Source organism: Microtetraspora sp. NBRC 13810 (assembly GCF_030268685.1).
Lineage (GTDB): Bacteria > Actinomycetota > Actinomycetes > Streptosporangiales > Streptosporangiaceae > BSRQ01.
Genome location: NZ_BSRQ01000020.1, coordinates 39,321 through 60,609 on the forward strand (window position 1 = coordinate 39,321; position 21,289 = coordinate 60,609).

Below are 21,289 nucleotides of genomic sequence, written 5' to 3' on the forward strand. Positions count from 1 at the left end.
GCCGGCTACTGTGCCGGGCGCTTCGGTGCGGGCGGTCACACGTCGTCCGGACCCCACCAGCCGTGGCGGGCGGCGAGCAGCCCGGCCTGGAAGCGGGTGCGTGCGCCGAGCCGGTCCATCAGCTCGCTGACCCGCCGGTGCACGGTGCGCAGGCTCACCCCGAGCTGGCGTGCGACGGCCTCGTCCTTGAGCCCGGCCGCCAGCAGCGTGAACAGCTCCTGGTCCGGGAGGTCGGCTGAGGAGGTCTCGAAGGGCCGGGCGGGCAGCGGCAGCGCCGATCGCCACAGGACCTCGAAGAGCGCGACCAGCGCGTCGAGCAGCGTCGAGGAGTGCACGATGACCGCGCTGTCGGCGTGCGCGGCGGCGTCGGTGTTCAGCGGCAGGATCGCGGTCCTGCGGTCGGCGATGGCCAGCTTCATGGACACATCCGGACTGATCCGCGCCTGTTCCCCGGCGGCCACCGCCTCCTGGGCGAGGCGCAGCTTGCCGGGGATCGCCAGGGCCGAGACGTCGTAGATGCCGCGCACCTGGAGACCGTGCGCCAGGCGTTCGATCTCGGTGTCGTTCTGCTGGGCGGGGTCCTGGGCGTAGGGCGGCCGGTCCAGCACCAGGAGCTCTTCGGTCGCGGTCTGCTGCAACTGGGTGAACCGCTGCACCACCGCCGCCTGGCCCTGTACGACCTCCACCAGTTCCTCGGGGGCCTGGTTCTCCGCGCGCGGGGTCTCGGCGAGCAGCGCGAGCGCGGCCAGCCGCGCCTGGGCCAGCCCTTCCTCCCGGCGCGAGATGAGGGCGGCCACCGCGACGTCGGGCCGGGTCGGCAGGAACCGGACCGGGCGGCCCGCCATGCGGCTGACCAGCCCCTGCGCCTCCAGGCGGGAGAAGGCGCGGCGCAGGGCCACCGTCGTACGGCCGGTGTGCGCGGCGAGCTCGGGCAGCGTGGCGCGCGGACGGTGCAGCAGGTCCCGGTAGAGCCGCTCGTCCTCGGCGTCGACCCCGACGGCCGCCAGGGCGTTGTCGTCCGTGTTCATGATCCGCCACTCTGTCAGATGCATGCAATGTCATAGATCTGCCAGGCTCTAACCTAGCCCAGGCGATCCACTCACCGATAGGACATACCGGGGGATTTATCGACAAACCCCACCAGATCTGCCAGGGAGACAGTTGTGAAGAAGGCGTTGACCATAGGACTGGCGACCGCGCTGGCGGTCCTGTCGGCGACCGCACCCGCCGTCGCGGAGGTCGAGCCTGATGAGGGCTTCGGCGGTTCCGGCCGCTGGCACCGACCGGCCTGCCAGACGGTCACCGGCGACGGGGCGGTGACGTTCACCCGGAACGAGGGCAGGACGATCGCCCCGACCAGCCAGGTGCTCAAGCCGATCGTCTACACCACCGGACTCGTGGCACTCGACCGTCCTGACGAACTGCTCGCCGTGTCGAACAATGTGGCGTCGAGGTCGAAGGACGCCGGTTGCACCTGGACCCCGGTGGGCAAGGTGGCCGGTTCGTACATCGAGCTGGCCGCGGCTCCCGGCGGCCGGGCGTACGCCTGGGACCGCGCCGGCAGCCTCACGCTCGTCACGCCCGCGGGCACCACCCCGCTCGCCTCGCCCGCCGACGCGCTGTCCGGGCTCGGCGTGGACCGGCGCCGCGGCGACCGCCTGCGGGTGGCCGACGGCGCCGGGCAGTTGTACGACTCGCGCGACGGCGGGCGCACCTGGAAGCCCGTCGGAGTGCCCGCCTGGCCGCAGAGCGACATCCTCACCGTCTACACCGCGGTGTTCGACGCGTCCGACCTGGACCACGTGGTGCTCGGCGGATCGGAGACCGGCGCCCGCGTCACCTTCGACGGCGGGCGCACCTGGACCGCCGCCACCGGCCTGAGCAGGACCGGCACCCGGGTCAACGTGTTCACCGCCGCGATCTCCCCGGCCGCGCCGCACATCGTGTACGCGATGGGACTCGACCTCACGGAACTGGACGCGGGCGCGCCGTCCGGCGGCCGGCACATCTACCGGTCGCACGACGGCGGACGGCACTTCACCCCCGTGGTCGACCATGGCGACGGGATCACGCTCCCCAACGGCCCGCTGCTCGCCGCCCACCCGTCGGACCCGGGCGTCCTCTATTTCGTGTACGGAACCGGCTGGTCGGCCATCGGCACGGACATCTACCGGTACGACGCCCGCCGCGACCGGGTCACCACCAACCACAACCCGTACGACCGGGTCACCTCCATCGCGTTCAACCCCTCGACGCCCAAGGTCATGTACCTGGGAGTGGCCGAGGAGGTGTGACCCTCCACGGGGCCGGCGGCGTCAGTGATCGTTCCGGCGAACGGCCGGGTGGTCGCGCGGCGACGGATGCCGGCCCCGGCCCGGGGCGTCGCGGGTGAGCGGATCGTGGGCGTACGCGGCGACCGCCCCCGCGGCGCCCCGGTCCACGGCACCCTGGGGTGGGTCGTCAGCGTGCCGCCGCGTGGTACTGGCGGATCAGCCAGCCGCCGCCGGAGCGCCGCGCGACGACGGACAGGCGTATCGGTGTGGTCTCGCCGGTGGGAGCGGTGAAGGTCACGTCGGCGAAGCCGCCCACGATCCCCTCGTGCAGCCGGTGCGCCCGCAGTATCTCGACGGTCACCCGGGTGCCCTCGGGGACGGCGTCGTAGTACCCGAAGACCTCCGCCGGGCCGACGCGCAACCGCGGGCCGATGCCCTGGAACAGCGCGTCCTCGGTGAACAGCGCGGCGAGATCGGCCGCCCGGTGCTCCTCGAAGGCCCTCCGCCACCTGTCCAGCAACTCGGCGACGACGTCGTGCGCGGAGCCGGCCCGCGTGACGCCGCTCATGGCCGCCGACCGCCGTTCCCTCGCGGGCGGCGTCGAGGCCGCCGTGGTGTGGTTTCCGTCGCCGTCGGCCGCATGGTCACTCCTTCACCGTGATGTCGCTGACAACGGGACGTTAGGGCGTCACATCGATGTGCGGGTCAAGCCCGGACCGCGGTGACCACGACGGTGGTGTAGCGCATGGTGAAGCCGCCTCCCATCGCGTCGACGGCGGCTCCGGGTCGCCGAACGCCCCACCCCACGCCGATCCTCGTCAAGCCACCTTGACGTCAAGGTGGCTTGACGACATACTCGGTTCATGTTCACACCTGAGGATCTTGAGCGTCGGTTCACGCTGCTGACCGCGGCCGCGCGTCATGACGTGCTGCGGACCCGTGACGCCCTCGCGCCGGTGGACGAGGAGGACGGGCCGCCGATCGACCAGGGCGCGGAGGCTCTGTCGCGGGAGGAGGCGCTGGAGTTGCTCGCGCTGGGTGAGGTGATCGCGCGGAAGGCGGGGTACGGGCGTCAGCTCACGGTGCGGTCGGCGCGCAGGGCCGGTGCCTCGTGGTCGCAGATCGGTGCCGCGCTGGGGACGACCAAGCAGGCCGCCTGGGAGGCGCACCATCGATGGATCGACGAGCAGGCCGAGCGGCAACCGGACGGCGGCCATTGGGGTTGGGACGGCGACGAGGTGGCGGCCGCGCGCACGCTCGCCGGGAAGGCCGGTGACGAGGGGGCCGCCGGGTGAGCGGGGCTACGGGCGCATCCGCGACACCCGGCCGCAGCCGATGGCCTACTGCCTCACCGGCCGGAAGACTCGCCTGATCGTCGAGGGAGTTCAGAGCGTGGACGGACTGCTCGGAGGCGTCCGAGGGGGCGGTCTCCGGGGACCGGCTCCTGAGTGACATATGCCCTGCATGGCTCACCGCGTCGGTCCCCCGGAGCCACCGCAAGTTCCGGTGACGGAGCCGGGCTCGGCGGCGGACGGTTCGTAGGGCGAACCGTGAGGGGTAGCCTGGCCGCGTGGACAAGCATGAGGACGGCCGGATCGGGATCGTGCCCGCGCTGGTGCGCTCCACGTTCCTGGTGAACGCCGTGTACGCCGAGTCGGGCCGGGAGTACGGGCTCACTCCGCAGCAGGGGCAGTTGCTGTGCGTCCTGATGGCGCAGCCGTACGGCATGAGCGAGCTGGGTGCGATGCTGGGGCTGGCCAAGTCGAGCCTCACCGGTCTGGTGGACCGCACCGAGCGCAACGGCCTGGTCCGGCGCGACCCGGACCCGCGCGACACGCGGGCGGTGCGGGTCGCGCTCACCGCGCGCGGCAGCGGGCTCGCGGCGGAGTTCTACGCCGAGACCACCCGCCGGGTCGAGAAGCTGACCGCGGGACTCGCCGCCGCCGAACGGGACGCGCTCGCCGGGCTGCTCGGCCGCATCGTGCTGGACAACAAGGTCCCGGTCGTCTTCCTGGAACCGGACGAAGGAACCCTCACCGCCCGCGAGGACGAAGGCCGCGACATCCGCTAGACAGTTCGTAGTGCGAACCAATATGGTTCGTGCTACGAACTTTTATGGGAGTGCAGATCATGCCGCGTGCGGTCGCCGTGAACGGCGGTCGCCGAGGTGCTGGAGTGCGAGGCGGGAGTCATCCGCATCGGTTCCCGGGACGCCGAACAGTCCGGCGGCGCCTGAACGGCAGGCACCCCTTGAGGCGGAAAGGAAAGACGTTGTCCCTGCACAAGGTCGTCTTCGGATTCGGTGCGCACTCCGGGGTCGAGGAGGTGCCGGAGCTGCTGCGCATGGCCGAACAGGCCGACCGCGACGGGCTCGACATCCTCTCGCTGCCGGACCATCCCTACATCGGCGGGCGCCTGGACGCCTACGCCTCCCTCGGATTCATCCTCGGACGCACGCGGCGCATCGCGGGCTTCGCCAACGTCACCAACCTGCCGACCCGGCCCGCTCCCATGCTGGCGCGGATGGTGACCTCGCTGTCGGCCTTCTCCGGCGGGCGCGTGGTGCTCGGCATGGGCGCGGGCGGGCTGTGGGACCGGATCTCCGACCTGGGGGTGCCGCGGCTGTCGCCGTCCGCTGCCGTGGACGCCTTCGAGGAGGCGATCGTCCTGGTCAGGGCGCTGTCGGGAGGCGGCCCGCCGGTCACCCACCGGGGCCGCCACTACCAGGTGAACCAGATCGAGCCGGCCCCCGTGCCCGCGCCTCCCGTGTGGACCGGGTCGGTCGGCCCGAAATCGCTGGCCGCCACCGGCAGGGTGGCCGACGGCTGGATCCCCGGCCACGCGGCGGACTGGCTCAGCGAGCGGTACCGGGCGTCGCGGCCGGTCATCGACGAGGCGGCGGCGGCCGTGGGCCGCGATCCGCGCGAGATCCGCACGGTCTTCAATCTTCCCGGGCGCATCACCGACCGGCCGCTGCCCGCCACCCGGGACCGGGACGGCCGCTGGATCGGCGGCTCGGCCGGCCAGTGGACCGAGGAGCTCACCGGGGCCGTGCTGGAGCACGGCGCGTCGGGCTTCATGCTCTTCTCCGCTGGTCACGCCGCCCCGGACTCCGTCTTCCTCGGCCGCTGGGCCAAGGAAATCGTCCCGGCCGTACGCGAGGCGATCGCGAAGGAGAACGACTAGGACGTGTATCGAAAGTGGATCTTGAACATGGATGATCTTGGGTGGTGGCACGTGGAGATCTGACGGACGCCCAGCCGGTACGGCAAGCTCGCGGTCCGATACGAGGCGACCGTCCTCGTCGCGGCCATCAACGAGTGGCTGTGACCGGCCACGTCACGATGGCGCTGTGTAACAGCGGATGGCCACCGTCTGGTGCGGGCTCCACTGCTGCTCGACTGTGGCCATCAGCGTCCAGCCCAGCCGCTCATACAGGGCTGCCGCTGCGGTGTCGGAAGTGACGACGTCGAGTACCGGATGCAGGCCACGATGCCGCGCTTCCTCCACTGCCTGGCCGATCAGCAGTGCACCGATCCGATGTCCCCTCGCCTGCGGGGCAACGAACAGTCTGCTGACCACGGCGGTCATACCCCGCGTCGCCCCGTTCCGCTCGCTCCACAGCATCGGGGCCAGATCGCCTTCGCCGCCTTGTGACAGACTGACGTGCCCAACCAGGCGGCCTTCGAGTTCGGCGACCCAGGAGCCCAGCAGGGAACCGCGTGACAGCCACTCGTCGGGCTGATCAGGCCAGTTCACCGGATATCCGTCAAGCTGATGGACCTCCGTGAGGACCCGCAGGCACTCCGAAACATCGCCGTCAGCCCTCTGACGGACGCAGAGGCTGGGCCTCTCATCAGGCCCCCTGGAGCTCTCGATGTTCACTCCGGAATAGAAACACAGGCCACAGGATCACAGCCAGCCACTTCGATACAGGGCCTGGGACGTACCCGGACCACGCGTCGCGAGCCCGGAACGCCACGCCGGACCGCGCGGAGGGTCACTCGACCACCCTGTCCACGAACGCGTGCAGGTTGGCCAGGGTCCGGGCGACCTTCTCCGCCGGGGCGAGGGACTCCTCGACCGCTCCGCCTCCCGCGGCTTCCTTCCTCCCGCGCGTGTAGAGGGAGCAGGCGAGGTCGGCGCACAGGTACCGCCCGACGGAGTCGCCCTGGCGGCCGGCCTCGCCGGTCCGCCGCGCGGTCATCAGCGCCACGCCGCCACCGGTGTGCGTGGTCAGGCACAGCGAACACATGCTGCGCGCGGTGAAGCCGCGCCCCCCGCCGGAGGTCACCCGGAGCGCGACCCCCACGAGGAGACCGTCGCGTTCGGCGACGAGGTAGGCGCGTTCGGGTGCGCCCGGATCTCGCCAGCCGAGGAAGTCGAGGTCCTGCCAGGGATGGGCTGCGAGCTCTGCGGGGAGGCTGAGACGCTTGGCCTCCCCCTTGGAACAGTTGACGAAGGAGGCGCGGATGTCCCGCTCAGTGAGTGCTCTCATGGGCGTGGAGGCTAGCTTCCTTAAGGGTGGTAAGCAAATACTTAAAGCTTGTAAGTAAGCGAGAAGGGTGGCACATGGCACGCGCGGGACTCACCGTGGAACGCCTGACCCGGGCGGCCGCGGACCTGGCCGACGAGATCGGCTTCCAGAACGTGACGGTCTCGGCGCTCACGCGCAGCTTCGGCGTCAAGCCCGCGGCCCTGTACGCGCACATCAAGGACGCACGGGACCTGCGGGTCAAGGTGGCGCTGCTGGCCATGGCGGAGCTCGCAGACCGGGCCGCCGCCGCCCTGGCCGGCCGCGCTGGCAAGGACGCGCTGGTGGCCTTCGCGAACGCCTACCGGGACTACGCCAGACAGCATCCGGGGAGGTACGCCGCGATGCAGACCGAGCTCGACCCGGAGACCGCCGCCGCCAGCGCCGGCAGCCGGCACGCGGAGATGACGCGGGCGATCCTGCGCGGCTACGAACTCTCCGAGCCCGACCAGACGGATGCGGTGCGGATGCTGCACAGCACGTTCCACGGGTATGTGAGCCTGGAGACGACGGGCGGGTTCCGCCACCACCCGCGCGAGGCGGCCGCCTCATGGTCCAGAACCCTGGACGCCCTCGACGCCCTCCTCAGGAACTGGCCCCCGGCCTGACCCGTCACTCCCCCGAGCCTCCCGGTCCGACGCGGATGCCGGGTGCCTTCGGAGCCCGTTGGATTGCCGGCGCTCTGTCACACCTGCACGGATGACAACACCGCCGGGTGACGTCGTCCGGGGCCCTCACCTTGGAGGCCCGCCGTCGGGCTTGCGGTGTGCAGGATGAAAAGGCACGTAACCTGGCGGACCTCACCGATCCCGTTAAAACAGTAATTTTCCTCATATGGGGGTCGGGAGACCGGGGTCGAAATAGCGGCGATTTTCTTACTATGGTGCTTAACGGTTCACGATCGGGGACGTGCCGTACGGGGTTTCAGCACTGCGATCGTCGTCGGCATGCCGTCCGCCGGTCGCGCGAAAAAAGGGGGCCGCGGTGGAGTTCCAGGTGCTCGGCGCCGTCGGGGTGCGTGATGACGGGCATTCCGTGTCGTTCTCCTCCCGGCGCCAGGAGCAGTTGCTGGCGCTGCTCATCTGCCGGGCGGGGCGGGCGGTCACGGCGGAGACGCTGATCGACGAGCTGTGGCGGGAGCGGGCGGGGCCGGCCGCCGGGAAGAACCTGCAGGTGCTCGTGCACCGCCTGCGCAAGACGCTGGGAGATCCCGGCCGGATCCGCCTCGACCGCTCCGGCTACATGCTGTGCGCGCGGACGCCCGAGGTGGACGCCTGGTACTTCGCCGACCTGGCCGAGCAGGGCCGGGCCGCGCTGCTGCGCGACGACGCCCACACCGCGGCCACCCTGCTGGGCAGGGCGCTCGCGCTGTGGCACGGCCCGCCCTTCGCGGGCCTGACCGAGGTCGCCGCGCTCGCGGAGTCCGCGGCACACCTGGAGCAGGAACGGCGGCGCGCGCTGACCGCGCGGATCGACGCGGACCTCGCGCTCGGCCTGCACGCGCGGATCGTGCCCGACCTCGTCACGCTTCTCGCCGAGGACCCGCTCGACGAGGCGACCGCCGCGCGCCTCATGAAGGCGCTCTACCGCTCCGGCCAGCGCAGGGAGGCGGTCGAGGTCTACCGGCGCACCAGGGCCGCCCTGGTCGACGAGCTCGGAGTGGAACCCGGACCGCAGCTTCGCGGGCTCGAACAGGCCATGCTGCGGGGCGACTCCGACGGCGGCCCGCCGCGCCGGGACGCCGAGACGCCGTGCCTGCTGCCGCCGGCCGTGCACGACCTGACCGGACGGGACGAGGAACTGCGCCGGCTGACCGGGGCCACGCGCGAGGTCCGCACGGGCACGCCGGTGCTCTGCGTCGTCTCCGGCATGCCGGGCGTGGGGAAGACCGCGCTGGCCGTACGGGCCGCCCACGACCGGCGCGCCGACTTCCCCGACGGGCAGCTCTACATCAACCTGCGCGGCGCCGGGCCGGCGCCGGTCGAGCCGCACGACGCGCTCGCCAGGTTCCTGCGCGCGCTGGGCGTGAGCGGGACGGCGATCCCGGAGACCGTGGACGAGCGCGCCGAGGTCTACCGGGCCAGGATGTCCGGGCGGCGCGTCCTGGTCGTGCTGGACGACGCCGCCGGCGAAGGTCAGGTGGAACCGCTGATCCCGGCCGGGGCCGGCTGTGCCATCGTGATCACCAGCCGGGCTCCGCTGACCGCGCTGCCCGCCGCCTTCCGGCTTCCGCTCGGCGTCCTCGGCGAGGACGACGCCATCAGCCTGCTGAGCGCCGTCACCGGCCGGCCCCTGCTGAACACGGACGGCACCGTGCACCGGCTCGCCGCGCTCTGCGGGCGGCTGCCGCTGGCCCTGCGCATCGCCGGAGCCCGGCTCGCCGCCCGCCCGCACTGGTCCGCCGACCGGCTGGTGGAACGGCTCGCCATCGAACACCGCAGGCTCGACGAGCTCACCCACGGCCCGCTGTCGGTGCGGGCGAGCCTGGCCCTGGGCTATTCCGGCCTCGGCGAGCCGGGCCGTACGCTGCTGCGCCGGCTCGGGCTGCTGGAAACCCCGATCTTCGCCGGGTGGACGGCCGCCGCCCTGCTCGGCACGGGCGCGGGGGACGCCGAGGACGCGCTCGAAGGACTGCTCGACGCGCAGCTCGTGGAGTACGCGGGCACGGACGGGATCGGCGAGGCGCGCTTCCGCCTGCACGACCTGGTCCGCCTGCACGCCAAGGAACGGCTGGCCGAGGACGAGCCGCCCGGCGAGGCGGACGCCGCGGTGATCCGGCTGATCGGCTGCTACCTCGCGCTGGCCGAGGACGCCCACCGCCGCCAGTACGGCGGGGACTACACCGTGCTGCACGGCCACGCCCCCCGCTGGGACCCGGACGAGGCGACCCGCGCCCGGCTGCTCGCCGAACCGGCGGCCTGGCTGCGCAGCGAACGGCTCGGCCTGATCGCGGCCGTCGACCAGGCGGCCCGGCTGAACCTCAGCGAGACCTGCTGGGACCTGGCGCTGACGGCGGTCACCCTCTTCGAGGCGCAGGGCCACTTCGACGACTGGGAACGCACGTCGCAGACCGCCCTCGCCGTGGCGATGCACGCGGGCGACGCCCGGGGCGAGGCCGCGATGCGTTACTCCCTCGGCTCGCTCGACGTCTTCCGCCAGCGGTACACCGCCGCCCAGCCGCACTTCGACACCGCGCTCAGGCTCTTCGAACTGGTCGGCGACCGGCACGGGCAGGCGCTGACCCTGCGCAACGCCGCCCTGATCCACCGGATGTGCGGCCGGGCGGAGGCGGCACTCCGCCAGTACGAGCGGGCGCTCACGATGCTGCGGGAGGCGGGCGACCGGCACGCCGAGGCGCACGTCCAGGGCAGCATCGCGCAGATCCACATCGAGCACGGACGCGCGGCCACCGCGGCGTCCCTGCTCGACCGGGCCCTGGCCGCCTACCGGTCCCTGGGCGACCAGCGCGGCGCCGCGCAGATACTCAACCGGATGGGGGCGATGCACCTGAGCGAGGGCCGCCCGGCCGAGGCCGAGGCCGCCTACCGGGAGGTGACGGCGGCGGCACGGGCCGGCGGTGACCTCATCGGCGAGGCGCACGGCCTGCTGGGCAGCGGCGAGGCCCGGCTGATGGCCGCCGACCACGACGGAGCCGGCCGCCTGCTCGCCTCCGCGCTCGCCCTGGCCACCGAAGTGGGCGAGCCTTACGTGGCCGCGAGGACCCGGCTGGCGGCCGGGACGCTCGCCGCCGGCCAGGGCGACGAGGAACGCGCCCGTGAACTGCTGAGCGCCGCCGCGGGCGACTTCGCCGAACTCGGCATGCCGGTCTGGCGAAGCCGCGCCGCCGCGGCGCTGCGCGCTCTGGGCGAGGTTCAGGCGTTCCCGCACTGAAGCCGCCCGGTCACAGGATGCGCGCGTCCAGCAGGTCCGGCGGGCGCGTCCAGTGACTGTCGCTGCATCCCGGACCGTCGTCCTCGTCGCCGCCGTCACCGCCGCCGTCGTCGTCACCGTCGTGGAAGAGCTCCACGGGGCACTCGCGGTCCGGCGGGTCGGACGGGGGCGGCGGAGGGGCGGCGAACGCCGCCGCTCCCATGGCGAGCGCCGCCAGCAGGAGTGCCGCCAGCCGGGCACGGGGCCGGGGGGTTTCCATGTGTTTCAACCTCCGATTACTTGAATAATGTCCGCGATCATGTCGATGATCTCGTTTCCTGCCTGTCGTCATCGGCGACCACCCGAGGTCAACTCCCGAGAGCTCTGATCGCGGCTTCTATGAGACCCAGCCCGTCATCCGCCCTCTCGCCCCATCCATTGATCGACTGATTGGGGTTCTGCCCACCGGAGTTCGGCAAGCGAACTCGAATCCAGACATAGATTTTCGTGCTGAGCGGTACTTTCGACTTCGGCTGGAGGATGGCCAACTCCGGGGCCACCGGCTCGATTTGCGGGGCCAACTGCCCAGGTGAGATGGGCGGACCCGCGGACGTGGCTCCTCGCTGTGTTCTGGCTCGTTCGACGTTGTAGCGCTGGTTGTTACGGCTGACGTTGTCGCGGTGCGTCGGGCCGCAGGGGCCGACGGTCGCGTTGTGCACCAGGACGTCGGTGCCGCCCGCGGTGACGTAGTACGTGTGCACGCCGTCGACCGTCAGGTTGTGCACGCGCCGTTCGGTGTGCCACTCGCGCAGGGCGACGATCGGGAGGGTCCCGCCCTCCGGGGTGAGCACCGTGTCGCCGGTCTCCAGGTGGGCGGCGTCGACCCAGCGGCCCCGCGAGTCCACCCAGAACGGATGGCCGCCGGTGGCGACCAGCCGGCCGGTGGCCTCGCCGCGCGGGCCGTCGGTGTCCACGGTGACCTCGACCAGGTGCTTGTCACCCTCGCCCACGATGGTGGCGGTGACCGTCCTGGTGCCCGTCTCGCCGCTCTCCGGGTCGGTGGCGATCACCTCGTCGCCCGGCCGTACCTCCTCGATCGGGGCGCGTGAACCGTCCGCCATCAGCACGGGGGTGCCGGGTACGAAGCTGTTGGGGCAGGACGGGCCGCGGGTGCGGACCTGGGGCAGCTTCACACCGTCGGGCGCCAGCCGTTTCAGGCCGTCGCCCACCCCGCCGCCGGCCGGACCGGCGCCGGGGCGTTTCGCGGCGTTCGCCGCCTCCTGGGCCTTCTTCCACTTGGCCAGGTCCTCCTGGTACTTCGCGGCGGCGGTCGCGGCCTCCTGCGCGTCGTCCAAGACGCGGCGGGCCCACTTCAACCGGTCGAGCCAGGCGAGGACGGCTCTCGCCGCCTTGTGCGCGGCCTTGATCGCCTTGCCGACCTTGAACCACGGGATCACACCGCCGAGGGCCATCGCGCAGGCGCCGATGTTGCCCTGGAGGCAGTCGCGGACGTCGTTGTAGCCGATGATCTCCTTGATGATCTCGCCGCCGGCCTCGATGGCGACGTCCGTCCAGGACTTCCTGATCGTCTCCTTGGCCTTGTCCTGGTCGCCCTTGCTCGAGCCGCCGGACGGCGGCGGCGGGGGAGCGGAGCCGCTGCCGCCACCGCCGGGGGGCGGTCCGCCGCCGGGCGGCCCGTCCTCGCATTGACCGGGGTACTGGCCGCACAGGTCCGCCATTCCGGACGGGTCGGCGTAGGTGACCGGGCTGTTGTCGCTGTAGGCGTAGCCGTTCAGGTTCTGCGGGTCGCCCGGTTCCAGGATCGGGTCCACCGAGACGAAGCGGCCGATGGATGGGTCGTACTCGCGGGCTCCGATGTGGGTGAGCCCGGTCGGGTCGCCCACGCCGCCGATGAAGCCGCGTTCGGACGGCCACGAACCGGGCGGGGCGCCGCGCGGGTTGCCGAACGGGTCGAACTGCCGCCGGGTGACCGAGAGGGTGGCCGCGTCGATCGCCAGTTGACCGGTGCCGTTGTGGTCGGGCACCACCCAGGTGAGTTCCTGCTCCCCGGTCCGCACCGCGACCGGCTCGCCGCCGTGCGCGTAGTACCTGGTCGCGGTGGCGGCCGTGGCGTTCCTGGCCAGCCGCACCTCCATGCCGGCGACGTAGAGCGTGGTGCCGGCCGGGTCGCGCCGGATCAGCCGGTTGCCGTCGGCGTCGTAGAGGTAGGAGGTGGTGCCGCTCGCCTCGGTGACCTTGGCGAGCCGGCCCTCCGCGTCCCACTCCATCCGCTGCTCGGCGGAGCCGAGCTTGCGCATGGTCATGTTGCCCGTCGCGTCGTAGGAGTAGGCGTCCAGCCGGCCGCCGCCGGGTCCGGTGGTGGTCACCTGCTGGAGCGCGTGCGGGCGGGCCTGCCCGGCCGCCGGGTAGGCGTACGTGCTGGTGGTGTCGCCGCCCGCGGCGTGCCGGGTCTCGGTGAGCCGGCCGCCGGTCCTGTCGTAGGTGTAGGAGTGCCAGTACGGCGCCGCCCCGCCGACCACGGCCGCGCTGGGCGGCGACGCGCAGTCGTCGGTGGCGGTCCACGCGTCGCTGAGCCTGCGCAGGTAGTCGTAGCCGAAGCACTGCACGTCGGAGGGCGCGTTCGCGGCCGGCGGCGTGTCCGCGATCCGGGTGATGTTCCCGGCGGGGTCGTAGGAGTAGGCGATGTCGGCCTGCCGTACCCTGTCGGCCGTCTGCCGGTCGGTGATGCGCCGCAGGACCCGGCGGGTGCCCTCCTCGTAGGTGTAGTCGTGCAGCACCATCGAGCCCTCGGCGCCCCAGCGCACCTGCAGCGGCTCGCCGCGCTTGCTGTAGAGCGTGTCGTTGACGTAGGTGGACAGGCTGGACCGGGTCTGCAGCGGCAGGCCGAGCTCGGTGTAGGTGGTGCGGACGGTCTCCGCGGGCAGGTCGCCCGCCGCCGGGTACTTCACCGAGCGGACCGTGCCGTCCAGGTTGTAGCTCGGCTGCACCGTGTACGTCCCGGCGAGCACGCCCTCGGCGGCCGGGATCTCGTGCGTCATCGACGTGGGCCGGTACTGCGTGTCGTAGGCGTCGACCCTGGCGGTGTAGGACTGGCCGCCCCCGTGCCGGATCGCCGCCACCGGCAGGCCCTTCACCGAGGTGCCGTCGGCCAGCGTGTCGTACGTCCACTCCGTGATCTTGGGGCCGGTGGCCGAGCCTTCGCGCACGCCGGTCCGCCGGTCCAGCGCGTCGTAGGCGAAGGCGAGCGTGCGCCCGCGGGCGTCGGTGCTGGAGGTCGTCCGGCCGAGGACGTCGTAGGTGTAGGTCGTCGGCCCCCGGTCCGGGTCCTCCTCCTTCGTCACCCGGTTGCGCAGGTCGTAGTGGGTGCGCCAGACGTTGCCCGCCGGGTCGGTGACGCTCTCCTCCATGCCGTTCCTGCCGTAGGAGTACTTGGTGACGTCGTACTCCCCGGTGGGCGAGTCGCCCTTGTACTGCCGCAGTTCGACGGTGCGGCCGTCGGCGTCCAGGACGGCGGTCGTGGGCACCGCTCCGGCCGGCGGGTCGGTGTCCACCCGGTCCGGGAAGTGGCGGGTCGTGGTCCGCCACTTCTCCGTGCCCATCACCCGGAACGCCTCCGAGGTGGCACGGCCGAGCGCGTCGTAGCCGAACACGGTCTGCGCCGGCACCGCGCTGTCCGCCACGCCGAGGATCGACGTGGCCGGCGAATCCGGGTTGGCGTAGAGGTCGTTCTTCTTGGCGATCTGGCCCAGGGTGTTGTAGACGGTGTCGCTGAGCAGCCGCCCGCCGCCGTGCGCGGGGAGCTGCGTCTGGCGCAGCCGGAGCAGGCCGTCGTACAGCTCGTGGCCGGTGGTGTAGGAGCCGTCCTCGCGCAGCGTCCTGGTGGTGACGGCCACCGGACCGTCGGTGCGCACCTGGTAGGAGAATTCCCCGTTGGGACTCTGGCCGGTGGTGCGGCCCGGCAGCCAGACCTTCGACAGGCGTCCGATCGGGTCGTAGGCGAGTTCGGTACGGCGGCCGTTCGGATCCTCCTCGGCCGTGATCGCGCCCCACTCGGGTTGCAGCCAGGTCTTCGTGACGTGGCCGAGCGGGTTGGTGCTGGCCGTCTGGGTCACCGGGCCGCCGGTGGCGGGGGTGTAGGAGGTGCTGGACTTGCGGTCCTGCGCGTCCGTGCTCTCGGTCAGGCGCCCGTAGGCGTCGTAGGCGTTGCGGGCGATGGGGATGTAGACGGGCTGCCCGTCCGCGTAGGAGTCCAGCTCCTCGACCCTGGTCTGGTCGCCCTTGGCAGGCGCCTCGCCGTACTCGCCGCCGTCGTACAGAATGCGGGCGTCGCCGAGCACGTCGCCGGGCCGCTGGGGCGTCGTCGCGCAGGCCGTCGCGACGGTCTCGATGCGGCTCGGCAGGTGCAGGATCCACAGGGAGGTGTTGCGGGCGTAGGTGTACCTGGTGCACTTGTCGTCGGCCGGGGTGCCGACGTCCCCCCGGTCGTCGATCTGGGAGATCGCGCCGATCGAGTCGTAGGAGCGGTGCGTCTCGGTGCGGCGCCACCCGCCCGTGCTGAGCTTGGCCCGGCTGCGCACTTTCGCCGTGTCCAGCCGGTATGCCTGGTCCCCGCCGCCCTCGGCCGTCGGGCCCGACAGCCAGGCGTCGTTGATGGTGCCGGACTGCTCCGCGCCGCCGGGGCCTTCGAGGTAGCGGGTCTCGCGTTCGAAGCCCTGCAACCGCCAGTGGTCGTTGACCTTCGTCCCCTCCGAGTCGGTGACCTGGACGTTCCGCGTGCCGCCGGGCTGTTTGTCACCGTGCATCCCGCGGAAGAACAGGTGCTCGGTGGCCGTCCTGCGGTCGGTGTCCTCGCCCTTGGTCACCACGACCTTCTCGTAGCCGCGCCACTGGGACCAGGTGCGCCGCTCCGCCGGCACCAGCTCCTGGTCGTCGTAGGCCCAGGCCGGGGCGTCCAGGTAGGTGTAGTCGGTGCGCACGATGGGGGAGCCGCCGGTCAGGTCCGCCTCCAGCACCTGCACGGCGAGGTACTTGTGGAACCAGTCGAGGTAGGGGTCGCTCGCCCCTTCCGGCGCCCAGTACGTCGGGAAGCAGCGCTTGCCGTTGGCGTGCGCCTGGGGCGGTGAGCCGCGGGTGCACTCCGTCTTCGAGTAGTTGACGGTGAGCCGCCCGCCGGTCTCGTTGTTCACGCTGCGGATGCGCCACTTCATCATCGGGGCGATGCCCTCCAGGCCGTCCAGCCGGTTCGGCATCTCCACGCCGTCGAAGTCCACGGCCGGCATGCTCTGGGTGCCGCCCACGTGCCCGGTGTGCTGGATGCGCTCCAGCCACAGCGCGGCGCTCATGCCGTCGCCGGGCGCCGGGAAGGAGTGGGTCAGCGTCCAGGAGTCGACGTCCTTGAACGCGGTGCCGCTCAGCACCTGGCTGGTGACCTTGGCCAGCCGCTTGCGGGTGAAGAACGTGGGCGCGTAGTTCTCGCAGTCCTTCCCGGCGGCGCAGATCTGGTCCGCGGGCACGTCCGGCCAGTGCCGGGCGTTCGCCTCGGTCAGCTTGCTCGCGGCGCAGTCGAAGGCCGAGGTGGGCAGGCACCGCTCGGCGACGGTGAAGAGCACCCGCGCGGTCGGCTGGGAGGTGTACACCTGCCCGGCACGCTGGCCGTACTCCAGGCGCTCCAGGTAGCCGCCCGCCACGTACGGCGTCTCGTCGGCCATCTTGACGTTGCGCCCGTAGTAGTTGAGCTCCTGGGTGTAGAAGTAGCTCAGCGTGTTGCCGTGCGTGTCGACGATGTGGTCCAGGTTCCACCGGTAGCCCTGCTGGCACCAGGAGGAGGCGTAGTCTGACGCGTGGCACGGTTCGCCGTCGTCGTCGCCGTACACCGGCATCGTCCACGCCGACTTCGTCTCCTCCTTGCCGGCGCTCCAGCCGGGCAGCCGGTTCAGGCCGAAGAAGTACTGCGTGCCCTCCGGTGTGGTGATCTTCCAGTGTTCTCCGTCGTTGTCGCCGTTGACGGCGCCGGTGACCTTCTCCACCCGCGAGCCGTCGTCGTGCTTGGTCCGCCACGCGCCGGTGGCCGAGTCGCGCACCAGCTCGGTGGACCGGCCGCCGAGCATCATGGTCGCGTTGTCGCCGCCCCAGCACTGCTCGCCGTTCTTGGGGTCCACCCCGTCGTCGTTGCACGACTTGTACCGGCGTTCGACGAATCCGCCGGGGGTGAAGTCGAATCCCTCTCCGGCCCAGCTCGGCTGGTTGTTGGTGGAGGCGGTGCGCCCGTCCACACTGCCCGCCGAGTAGGTGAGCGCGAGCTGCGGGGTGGGGCCGCCCAGAGACGGCGGCGTGCGCAGCGGGTAGGACCAGGAGAAGTCGCCGGTCTGGGCGCTCACCTGCCACTTGGCGCTCGGCGACAGCGTGCTCGCGGCGAAGGAGCCGGTGCTGCCGGACGGCGCCGCCGCGACCGCGTACAGGCCGCCGCCGGTGCCGGCCGGCGCGGCGGCCACCTCGGCGGTCAGGCGGCTCCGCCGCACGTCGTGCGCCGTCTTCAGCACCCGCGGCGGCGGGCAGTCCGCCTTCGCGGCGCCGGACAGGCCGCAGGGCGGCAGTTCGACCAGGCGCAGCCGGGCCGCCCAGTCTCCGCCGTAGGCGTGCCGGAAGCCGGAGTAGTCGAAGTCCAGGGTCACCGGCGCCGCTCCGGCGCCGCCGTCCGCCCTGGTCACCCGCAGCGGCACGACCGCGGAGTCGAAGGAGGGCCGGTCGAGCACCTCCACCCGCACCCGCGCGGGCCCGGCGCCGGTCGCGCTCTGCGCGGCCCGCACCGGCGTGCCGGGCACGGCGACGGCGGTGTCGCGCAGGGCGACGTCGGCGGCGCCCGGCCGGGGCCAGGTCACCTGCGGCGGTTCGCGCAGGGCCTGCGCCTCCGCCGGATCCGGCGGCGTCTCGGCCACCGGCACCGCCGCGCCCGCCACCATCCGGTCGCTCTGCGGTTCCGGCGGGTCCCAGCGGTCCGCGTAGGCGGTCGTCGCCGTGGCGGGCAGGGCGGACAGGAGCATGATCATCAATGTGGTGAACGCGATTCGGCGTCGTGCTGCGAAACCCATGGCGACCCTCCGGGGGGCGGGATCCTACTGGTCGGCGAGGTCGGCGATCTCGTCTTCGGTGAGCACCCCCGAGTAGGCGCGCACGTCGTCGACGTTCAGAGTGATGTGCGTGAAGGGCGTGTGAGCACCGGCCAGGCCGATCAGCAGATGGTCGCCGTCGTACGGGGCGGTGAGGTTGGTCGCCGTGTCCTGGAGGGCTCCGTCGACGTAGAGCCGGATCTCGCCGGTCGGGTAGTCGTACGTCGCGGCGACGTGCGTCCACTCCTCGGCCTGGGGCGGATCGGTGGACTGGACGCTCACGGCCGCGGTGCCCTCGGGGGAGGAGGGCATGCTCATCACCCAGCGATCCGTCCGCTGGCTGTAGGACAGGGAGACGTTGCCCTGGGCCACCACCTTGGCCGAGCCGGTCTTGTCGTCGAGCCTGACCCAGGCGGCGACCGTGAAGCTGCGGTCGGTCCGCAGCACCGGGCCGGCCGTGTGGACGTACCCGGTGAAGATGGCCGCGGTCCCCTGGTCCGTGGCGGCGGCTGCGCCCAGGTTGGGCAGCCCGGTCCGTACGGCACGGCCGAGCCAGCCGTCGCCCCGGATCACCGTGCCGTTGAAGGTGGCGTGCCGGTTCCGGCCCGAGGAGTCCGTGGCGGTGGTCCCGGACCGCTCGTCGAACCGCCAGTGCCCTTCGGGGACGACGGGCCGGTTGGCGAGCTGGGCGATCTCCGCCTGGTAGAGGACCCGGTCGTGGACGCGGACGTCGTCCACCTCGCCCCACCACGGGACGTCGGGATTCTTCCCCCTGCCGATGTTGAAGACACCGGTCGCGTTCCACGGGGACGTCTGCGTGGCGGTGATGGCCTGCGGCCGACCGTCCACGTAGAGCCGGATCTGCCCGGTGGCCGCGTCGAAGGTGCCCACCAGCCGGGTCCAGCTGCCGACCGCGGGCGGGCCGTCGGAGCGGGCCATGCGGTAGCTGACCGCCTCCTGGGTGTCCGCCGAGGCCATGACCATCGCCCACCGGTCGAAGGTCGCGTTGTACATCAGGTGGAAGCCGTCCCGGTGGGCGCCGTCCTGGCTGAGCACGATCCGGTTGGCGCTCTTGTCGGTCAGCCGCACCCAGGCGGCCACGCTGAAGTTGCGGTCGGTGCGGATGATCCCGGTCTGCGCCGGGGCGAGGCGGGCCCCCTTGCTGATCCTCACCGCGCCCTTGGCCCGGCCGCTGACCCAGTGCGGGCCGTCCTCCGGCGCCGGACCCGCGACGAAGGCGGCGTGCCTGCCGCGCCCGGAGGAGTCGGCGGCGGTGCTGCCGCCCGTCTCGTCCAGCGTCCAGTGCGCCACCGGGGCGGTCGCGGCGCGGACGCTGAACTCGTACCGCTTGAACGGCCCGATGTGCCCCGCCCGGTCGCGGCTCCACACGTACAGGGTGTTGAGCAGGCTGCGCGAGGGGGTCGCCCTGATCACCGCGCTGCCGTCGGCCGCCGCGGTCACGGCGGTCGCGGTGCCCGGATCGTCGCTGTTCAGCGCGTAGAGGAAGGCGCCCACGTCCGGGTCGGCCGCGTCGCGGCGGATGGTGAAGGCGCCCATGACGCCGACGCCGCCGCCGGGCACCGGATCGCCGCCGTCGGGCGTCTCGGGATAGTCGGCGGAGTCGACCTGCGGCGAGCCCGAGGGCCGGGTCCGGTCCACGATCAGCTCGCACCAGGGCGACCAGTCGCCGGTCCCGCTGGTCGCGGTGCCGTCCTGGGCGCGCACCCGCCACGACACCCGGGCGCCGTCGGCGAACGCCCCGGCCGGGACCGGCGCGGTGACCGGCGTGCCGGAGGCGACGTAGGCGGTCACCCGCTCACCGAGCTTCGCGCCGCCCGTGACATGCCATTCGAAGTGGGCGCGCACCGTCTGTCCCCTGGCCGCGTCGGGGTCGCTCACCCGGGCGCGCAGCGTCGGAGTGGGCGTGGTGACGTACGGCGCCGCCGCACCCGTCGCGCAGGGCACCCCCTGGCTCGCGCCGACCGTCGCCGAACGCTGGTCGGGGACGTTCGGCCGGGAGTTGTAGGTGATCTCCAGCACCGGGTTGTTGCGGAACTTCTTCCAGCCGAACGTGTCGCTCTCGTTGGACGCGCGCAGGCCGAGGGTGAGGTCGGCCCACCTGCCCGCCGCGGCGGACGTCACGATGGACGTGGCGTTGAAGTCGACCCCGCCGTCGCTGCAACCGGAGCCGTATCCCTTCGCCACGTCGACGGTGGCCACCCTGCTCTTCCAGCTCGGCTGGGCGTTCCAGGTGGTGCCCGAACCGATCGCGCCGGTGTGCCACAGCTCCACCGGGCGCGCCGAGCACGACCAGGAGTGGACCTCGTACGTGCGGAACGTCGCCCTGATGATGTGCTTGCCGTTGACCGGGGCGGTCTTCATCCGGAAGAAGGACCGGTAGGTGTCCCGGGTGGGACCCGAGGGGACGTAGGGGTCGTCGTAGTAGCCGACCCGGGCGACGTCGCCGCTGCCGTAGTACTTGGTGCGCCCGAAGTGCTTGGAGACGAAGGCGAACGCCGCGCGGCCCGCGCCGTGCATGGGCGGGTCGATGTACAGCGGGAAGGTCAGCCCCGGGGCGCGCAGGAACTCCTGGTCGGGGGTCAGGACGAGGGTGTTCCCCTCCAGCCTCGCCGGCACCGCGCCGACCGCGTCCCCGGTGCGCGGCCCGACGGACCGGTCGCCGATCTCGGTCGCCGAGCCGGAGGAGTCCCACATCTGCGGCGCGTTGCCGTGCAGGGCGACCTGCCCGTCGCCGTCGAGCACGGTGAGGTTCCCCGCGGAGTCGAGGTCCAGCGTGCCGCCGGTGACCTGGACGCCGAAGCGGATCTCCGCCAGCGCCGGGGTGACCTCACGCACCACCAGGACCTGGGAGAAGCCCTCGGCGCCCGCGGTGAGCCTGAGGTCGGCGCCGGGGATCACGTCGGCGTACGTCGCGGTGGCGCCGCTCAGCGAGGGCTCGGGCAGCGGGGCGGGCCAGGTGTACGCGATGGAGACGCCGTCCCTGGCCAGGCGGGCCAGCGGCCCGGTGCCGCCGCCGGAGAAGGCGAGGTCGGCGTCGGCCGCCGCCGGGCGCACCGTGCCGTCCTCCCGCCGGGTCAGCGCCGGATCCGCCTCCACCCAGGCCGCCCCCTGCTGGACATGGGTCGGCCGGGCCGAGACGACCATCCGATGGTTCCCGTCCGGCTCCGCGAAGACCCGGGTGGTCGGAGTCCGCTCGGAGGCGATCTCCACCGGCACCCCCAGCTCGCGGGCCCGTTGCAACGCCAGGGAGTCGTCGTCCGGCGGCAACCCGGACCCGGCGACCGTCGCGGAGGCGGGCAGCCCGACGACCAGCCCGCCGATCAGCACACAGAACATGACGAGAACTCGGATCACCACGTCCACCTCGGAAGAGTCGTCCGTCACCCGGGTGCACCAAAGTAGGAAGATCCGGTTTCACGCCGGTTTCACGGGCGCCTCAAGGGGGCGGCTCGTCTGCGAGGTCG

General features: G+C 72.4%; 13 protein-coding genes. 6 read left to right on the top strand and 7 right to left on the bottom strand.

Features of this window, described 5'->3' with window-relative positions; translation table 11 throughout:
• Nucleotides 1-35 precede the first annotated feature (35 nt).
• Nucleotides 36-1,052, bottom strand: coding sequence for a helix-turn-helix transcriptional regulator (locus tag QSK26_RS31605; RefSeq protein WP_285778958.1), 1,017 nt, complete (start codon nt 1,050-1,052; stop codon nt 36-38).
• A 111-nt stretch (nt 1,053-1,163) separates the two neighbouring features.
• Here QSK26_RS31605 and QSK26_RS31610 point away from each other — a divergent pair, with 111 nt between their 5' ends.
• Nucleotides 1,164-2,294: a WD40/YVTN/BNR-like repeat-containing protein gene (locus QSK26_RS31610; protein ID WP_285778959.1), complete on the top strand. Its 1,131-nt coding sequence runs from the start codon at nt 1,164-1,166 to the stop codon at nt 2,292-2,294.
• A 166-nt stretch (nt 2,295-2,460) separates the two neighbouring features.
• On the opposite strand, the gene QSK26_RS31615 is transcribed toward QSK26_RS31610, so the two are convergent.
• Entirely contained in the window at nt 2,461-2,841 is a 381-nt protein-coding gene (locus QSK26_RS31615) for an SgcJ/EcaC family oxidoreductase (protein WP_285778960.1), read from the bottom strand.
• Between the two features lie 295 nt (nt 2,842-3,136).
• Between QSK26_RS31615 and QSK26_RS31620 the strand changes: the two genes are divergently transcribed.
• From QSK26_RS31620 to QSK26_RS31630, 3 genes are all read left to right on the top strand, one after another.
• Nucleotides 3,137-3,568 (top strand): hypothetical protein, encoded by a 432-nt coding sequence (locus QSK26_RS31620; protein WP_285778961.1) that lies wholly within the window; start codon nt 3,137-3,139, stop codon nt 3,566-3,568.
• 275 nt (nt 3,569-3,843) lie between these two features.
• On the top strand, nt 3,844-4,344 hold the full coding sequence (locus QSK26_RS31625; protein WP_285778962.1) for a MarR family winged helix-turn-helix transcriptional regulator: 501 nt from the start codon (nt 3,844-3,846) through the stop codon (nt 4,342-4,344).
• 200 nt (nt 4,345-4,544) lie between these two features.
• Nucleotides 4,545-5,459, top strand: coding sequence for an LLM class flavin-dependent oxidoreductase (locus tag QSK26_RS31630; RefSeq protein WP_285778963.1), 915 nt, complete (start codon nt 4,545-4,547; stop codon nt 5,457-5,459).
• 153 nt (nt 5,460-5,612) lie between these two features.
• Here the strand turns inward: QSK26_RS31630 and QSK26_RS31635 are convergent, their stop codons facing one another.
• The gene (locus QSK26_RS31635) at nt 5,613-6,032 is read right to left on the bottom strand and encodes a GNAT family N-acetyltransferase (RefSeq protein WP_285778964.1); all 420 of its coding nucleotides are present in this window, start codon (nt 6,030-6,032) and stop codon (nt 5,613-5,615) included.
• A 241-nt stretch (nt 6,033-6,273) separates the two neighbouring features.
• On the bottom strand, nt 6,274-6,771 hold the full coding sequence (locus QSK26_RS31640; protein WP_285778965.1) for an FBP domain-containing protein: 498 nt from the start codon (nt 6,769-6,771) through the stop codon (nt 6,274-6,276).
• A 74-nt stretch (nt 6,772-6,845) separates the two neighbouring features.
• Here QSK26_RS31640 and QSK26_RS31645 point away from each other — a divergent pair, with 74 nt between their 5' ends.
• Nucleotides 6,846-7,415 (top strand): TetR/AcrR family transcriptional regulator, encoded by a 570-nt coding sequence (locus QSK26_RS31645; RefSeq protein WP_285778966.1) that lies wholly within the window; start codon nt 6,846-6,848, stop codon nt 7,413-7,415.
• Nucleotides 7,416-7,791: 376 nt separating this feature from the next.
• Complete coding sequence (locus tag QSK26_RS31650; protein WP_285778967.1) at nt 7,792-10,698, top strand: AfsR/SARP family transcriptional regulator; 2,907 nt, start codon at nt 7,792-7,794, stop codon at nt 10,696-10,698.
• Between the two features lie 10 nt (nt 10,699-10,708).
• Here the strand turns inward: QSK26_RS31650 and QSK26_RS31655 are convergent, their stop codons facing one another.
• The 3 genes from QSK26_RS31655 to QSK26_RS31665 all read right to left on the bottom strand — a co-directional run bounded on the left by QSK26_RS31655 (nt 10,709) and on the right by QSK26_RS31665 (nt 21,209).
• Nucleotides 10,709-10,957 carry a hypothetical protein gene (locus tag QSK26_RS31655; RefSeq protein ID WP_285778968.1) on the bottom strand — a complete coding sequence of 83 codons (249 nt, stop codon included), beginning with the start codon at nt 10,955-10,957 and terminating at the stop codon, nt 10,709-10,711.
• 88 nt (nt 10,958-11,045) lie between these two features.
• Complete coding sequence (locus QSK26_RS31660) at nt 11,046-17,738, bottom strand: polymorphic toxin-type HINT domain-containing protein (RefSeq protein ID WP_285778969.1); 6,693 nt, start codon at nt 17,736-17,738, stop codon at nt 11,046-11,048.
• Nucleotides 17,739-17,810: 72 nt separating this feature from the next.
• Nucleotides 17,811-21,209 (bottom strand): LamG-like jellyroll fold domain-containing protein, encoded by a 3,399-nt coding sequence (locus QSK26_RS31665; RefSeq protein ID WP_285778970.1) that lies wholly within the window; start codon nt 21,207-21,209, stop codon nt 17,811-17,813.
• Nucleotides 21,210-21,289: the final 80 nt, after the last annotated feature.

Coding starts and splice junctions, on each gene's coding strand:
- QSK26_RS31605 (WP_285778958.1), bottom strand. CDS start 1,052: ATGCATCTGACAGAGTGGCGGATCATGAACACGGACGACAACGCCCTG.
- QSK26_RS31615 (WP_285778960.1), bottom strand. CDS start 2,841: ATGAGCGGCGTCACGCGGGCCGGCTCCGCGCACGACGTCGTCGCCGAG.
- QSK26_RS31620 (WP_285778961.1), top strand. CDS start 3,137: ATGTTCACACCTGAGGATCTTGAGCGTCGGTTCACGCTGCTGACCGCG.
- QSK26_RS31640 (WP_285778965.1), bottom strand. CDS start 6,771: ATGAGAGCACTCACTGAGCGGGACATCCGCGCCTCCTTCGTCAACTGT.
- QSK26_RS31645 (WP_285778966.1), top strand. CDS start 6,846: ATGGCACGCGCGGGACTCACCGTGGAACGCCTGACCCGGGCGGCCGCG.
- QSK26_RS31655 (WP_285778968.1), bottom strand. CDS start 10,957: ATGGAAACCCCCCGGCCCCGTGCCCGGCTGGCGGCACTCCTGCTGGCG.
- QSK26_RS31660 (WP_285778969.1), bottom strand. CDS start 17,738: ATGCTCCTGTCCGCCCTGCCCGCCACGGCGACGACCGCCTACGCGGAC.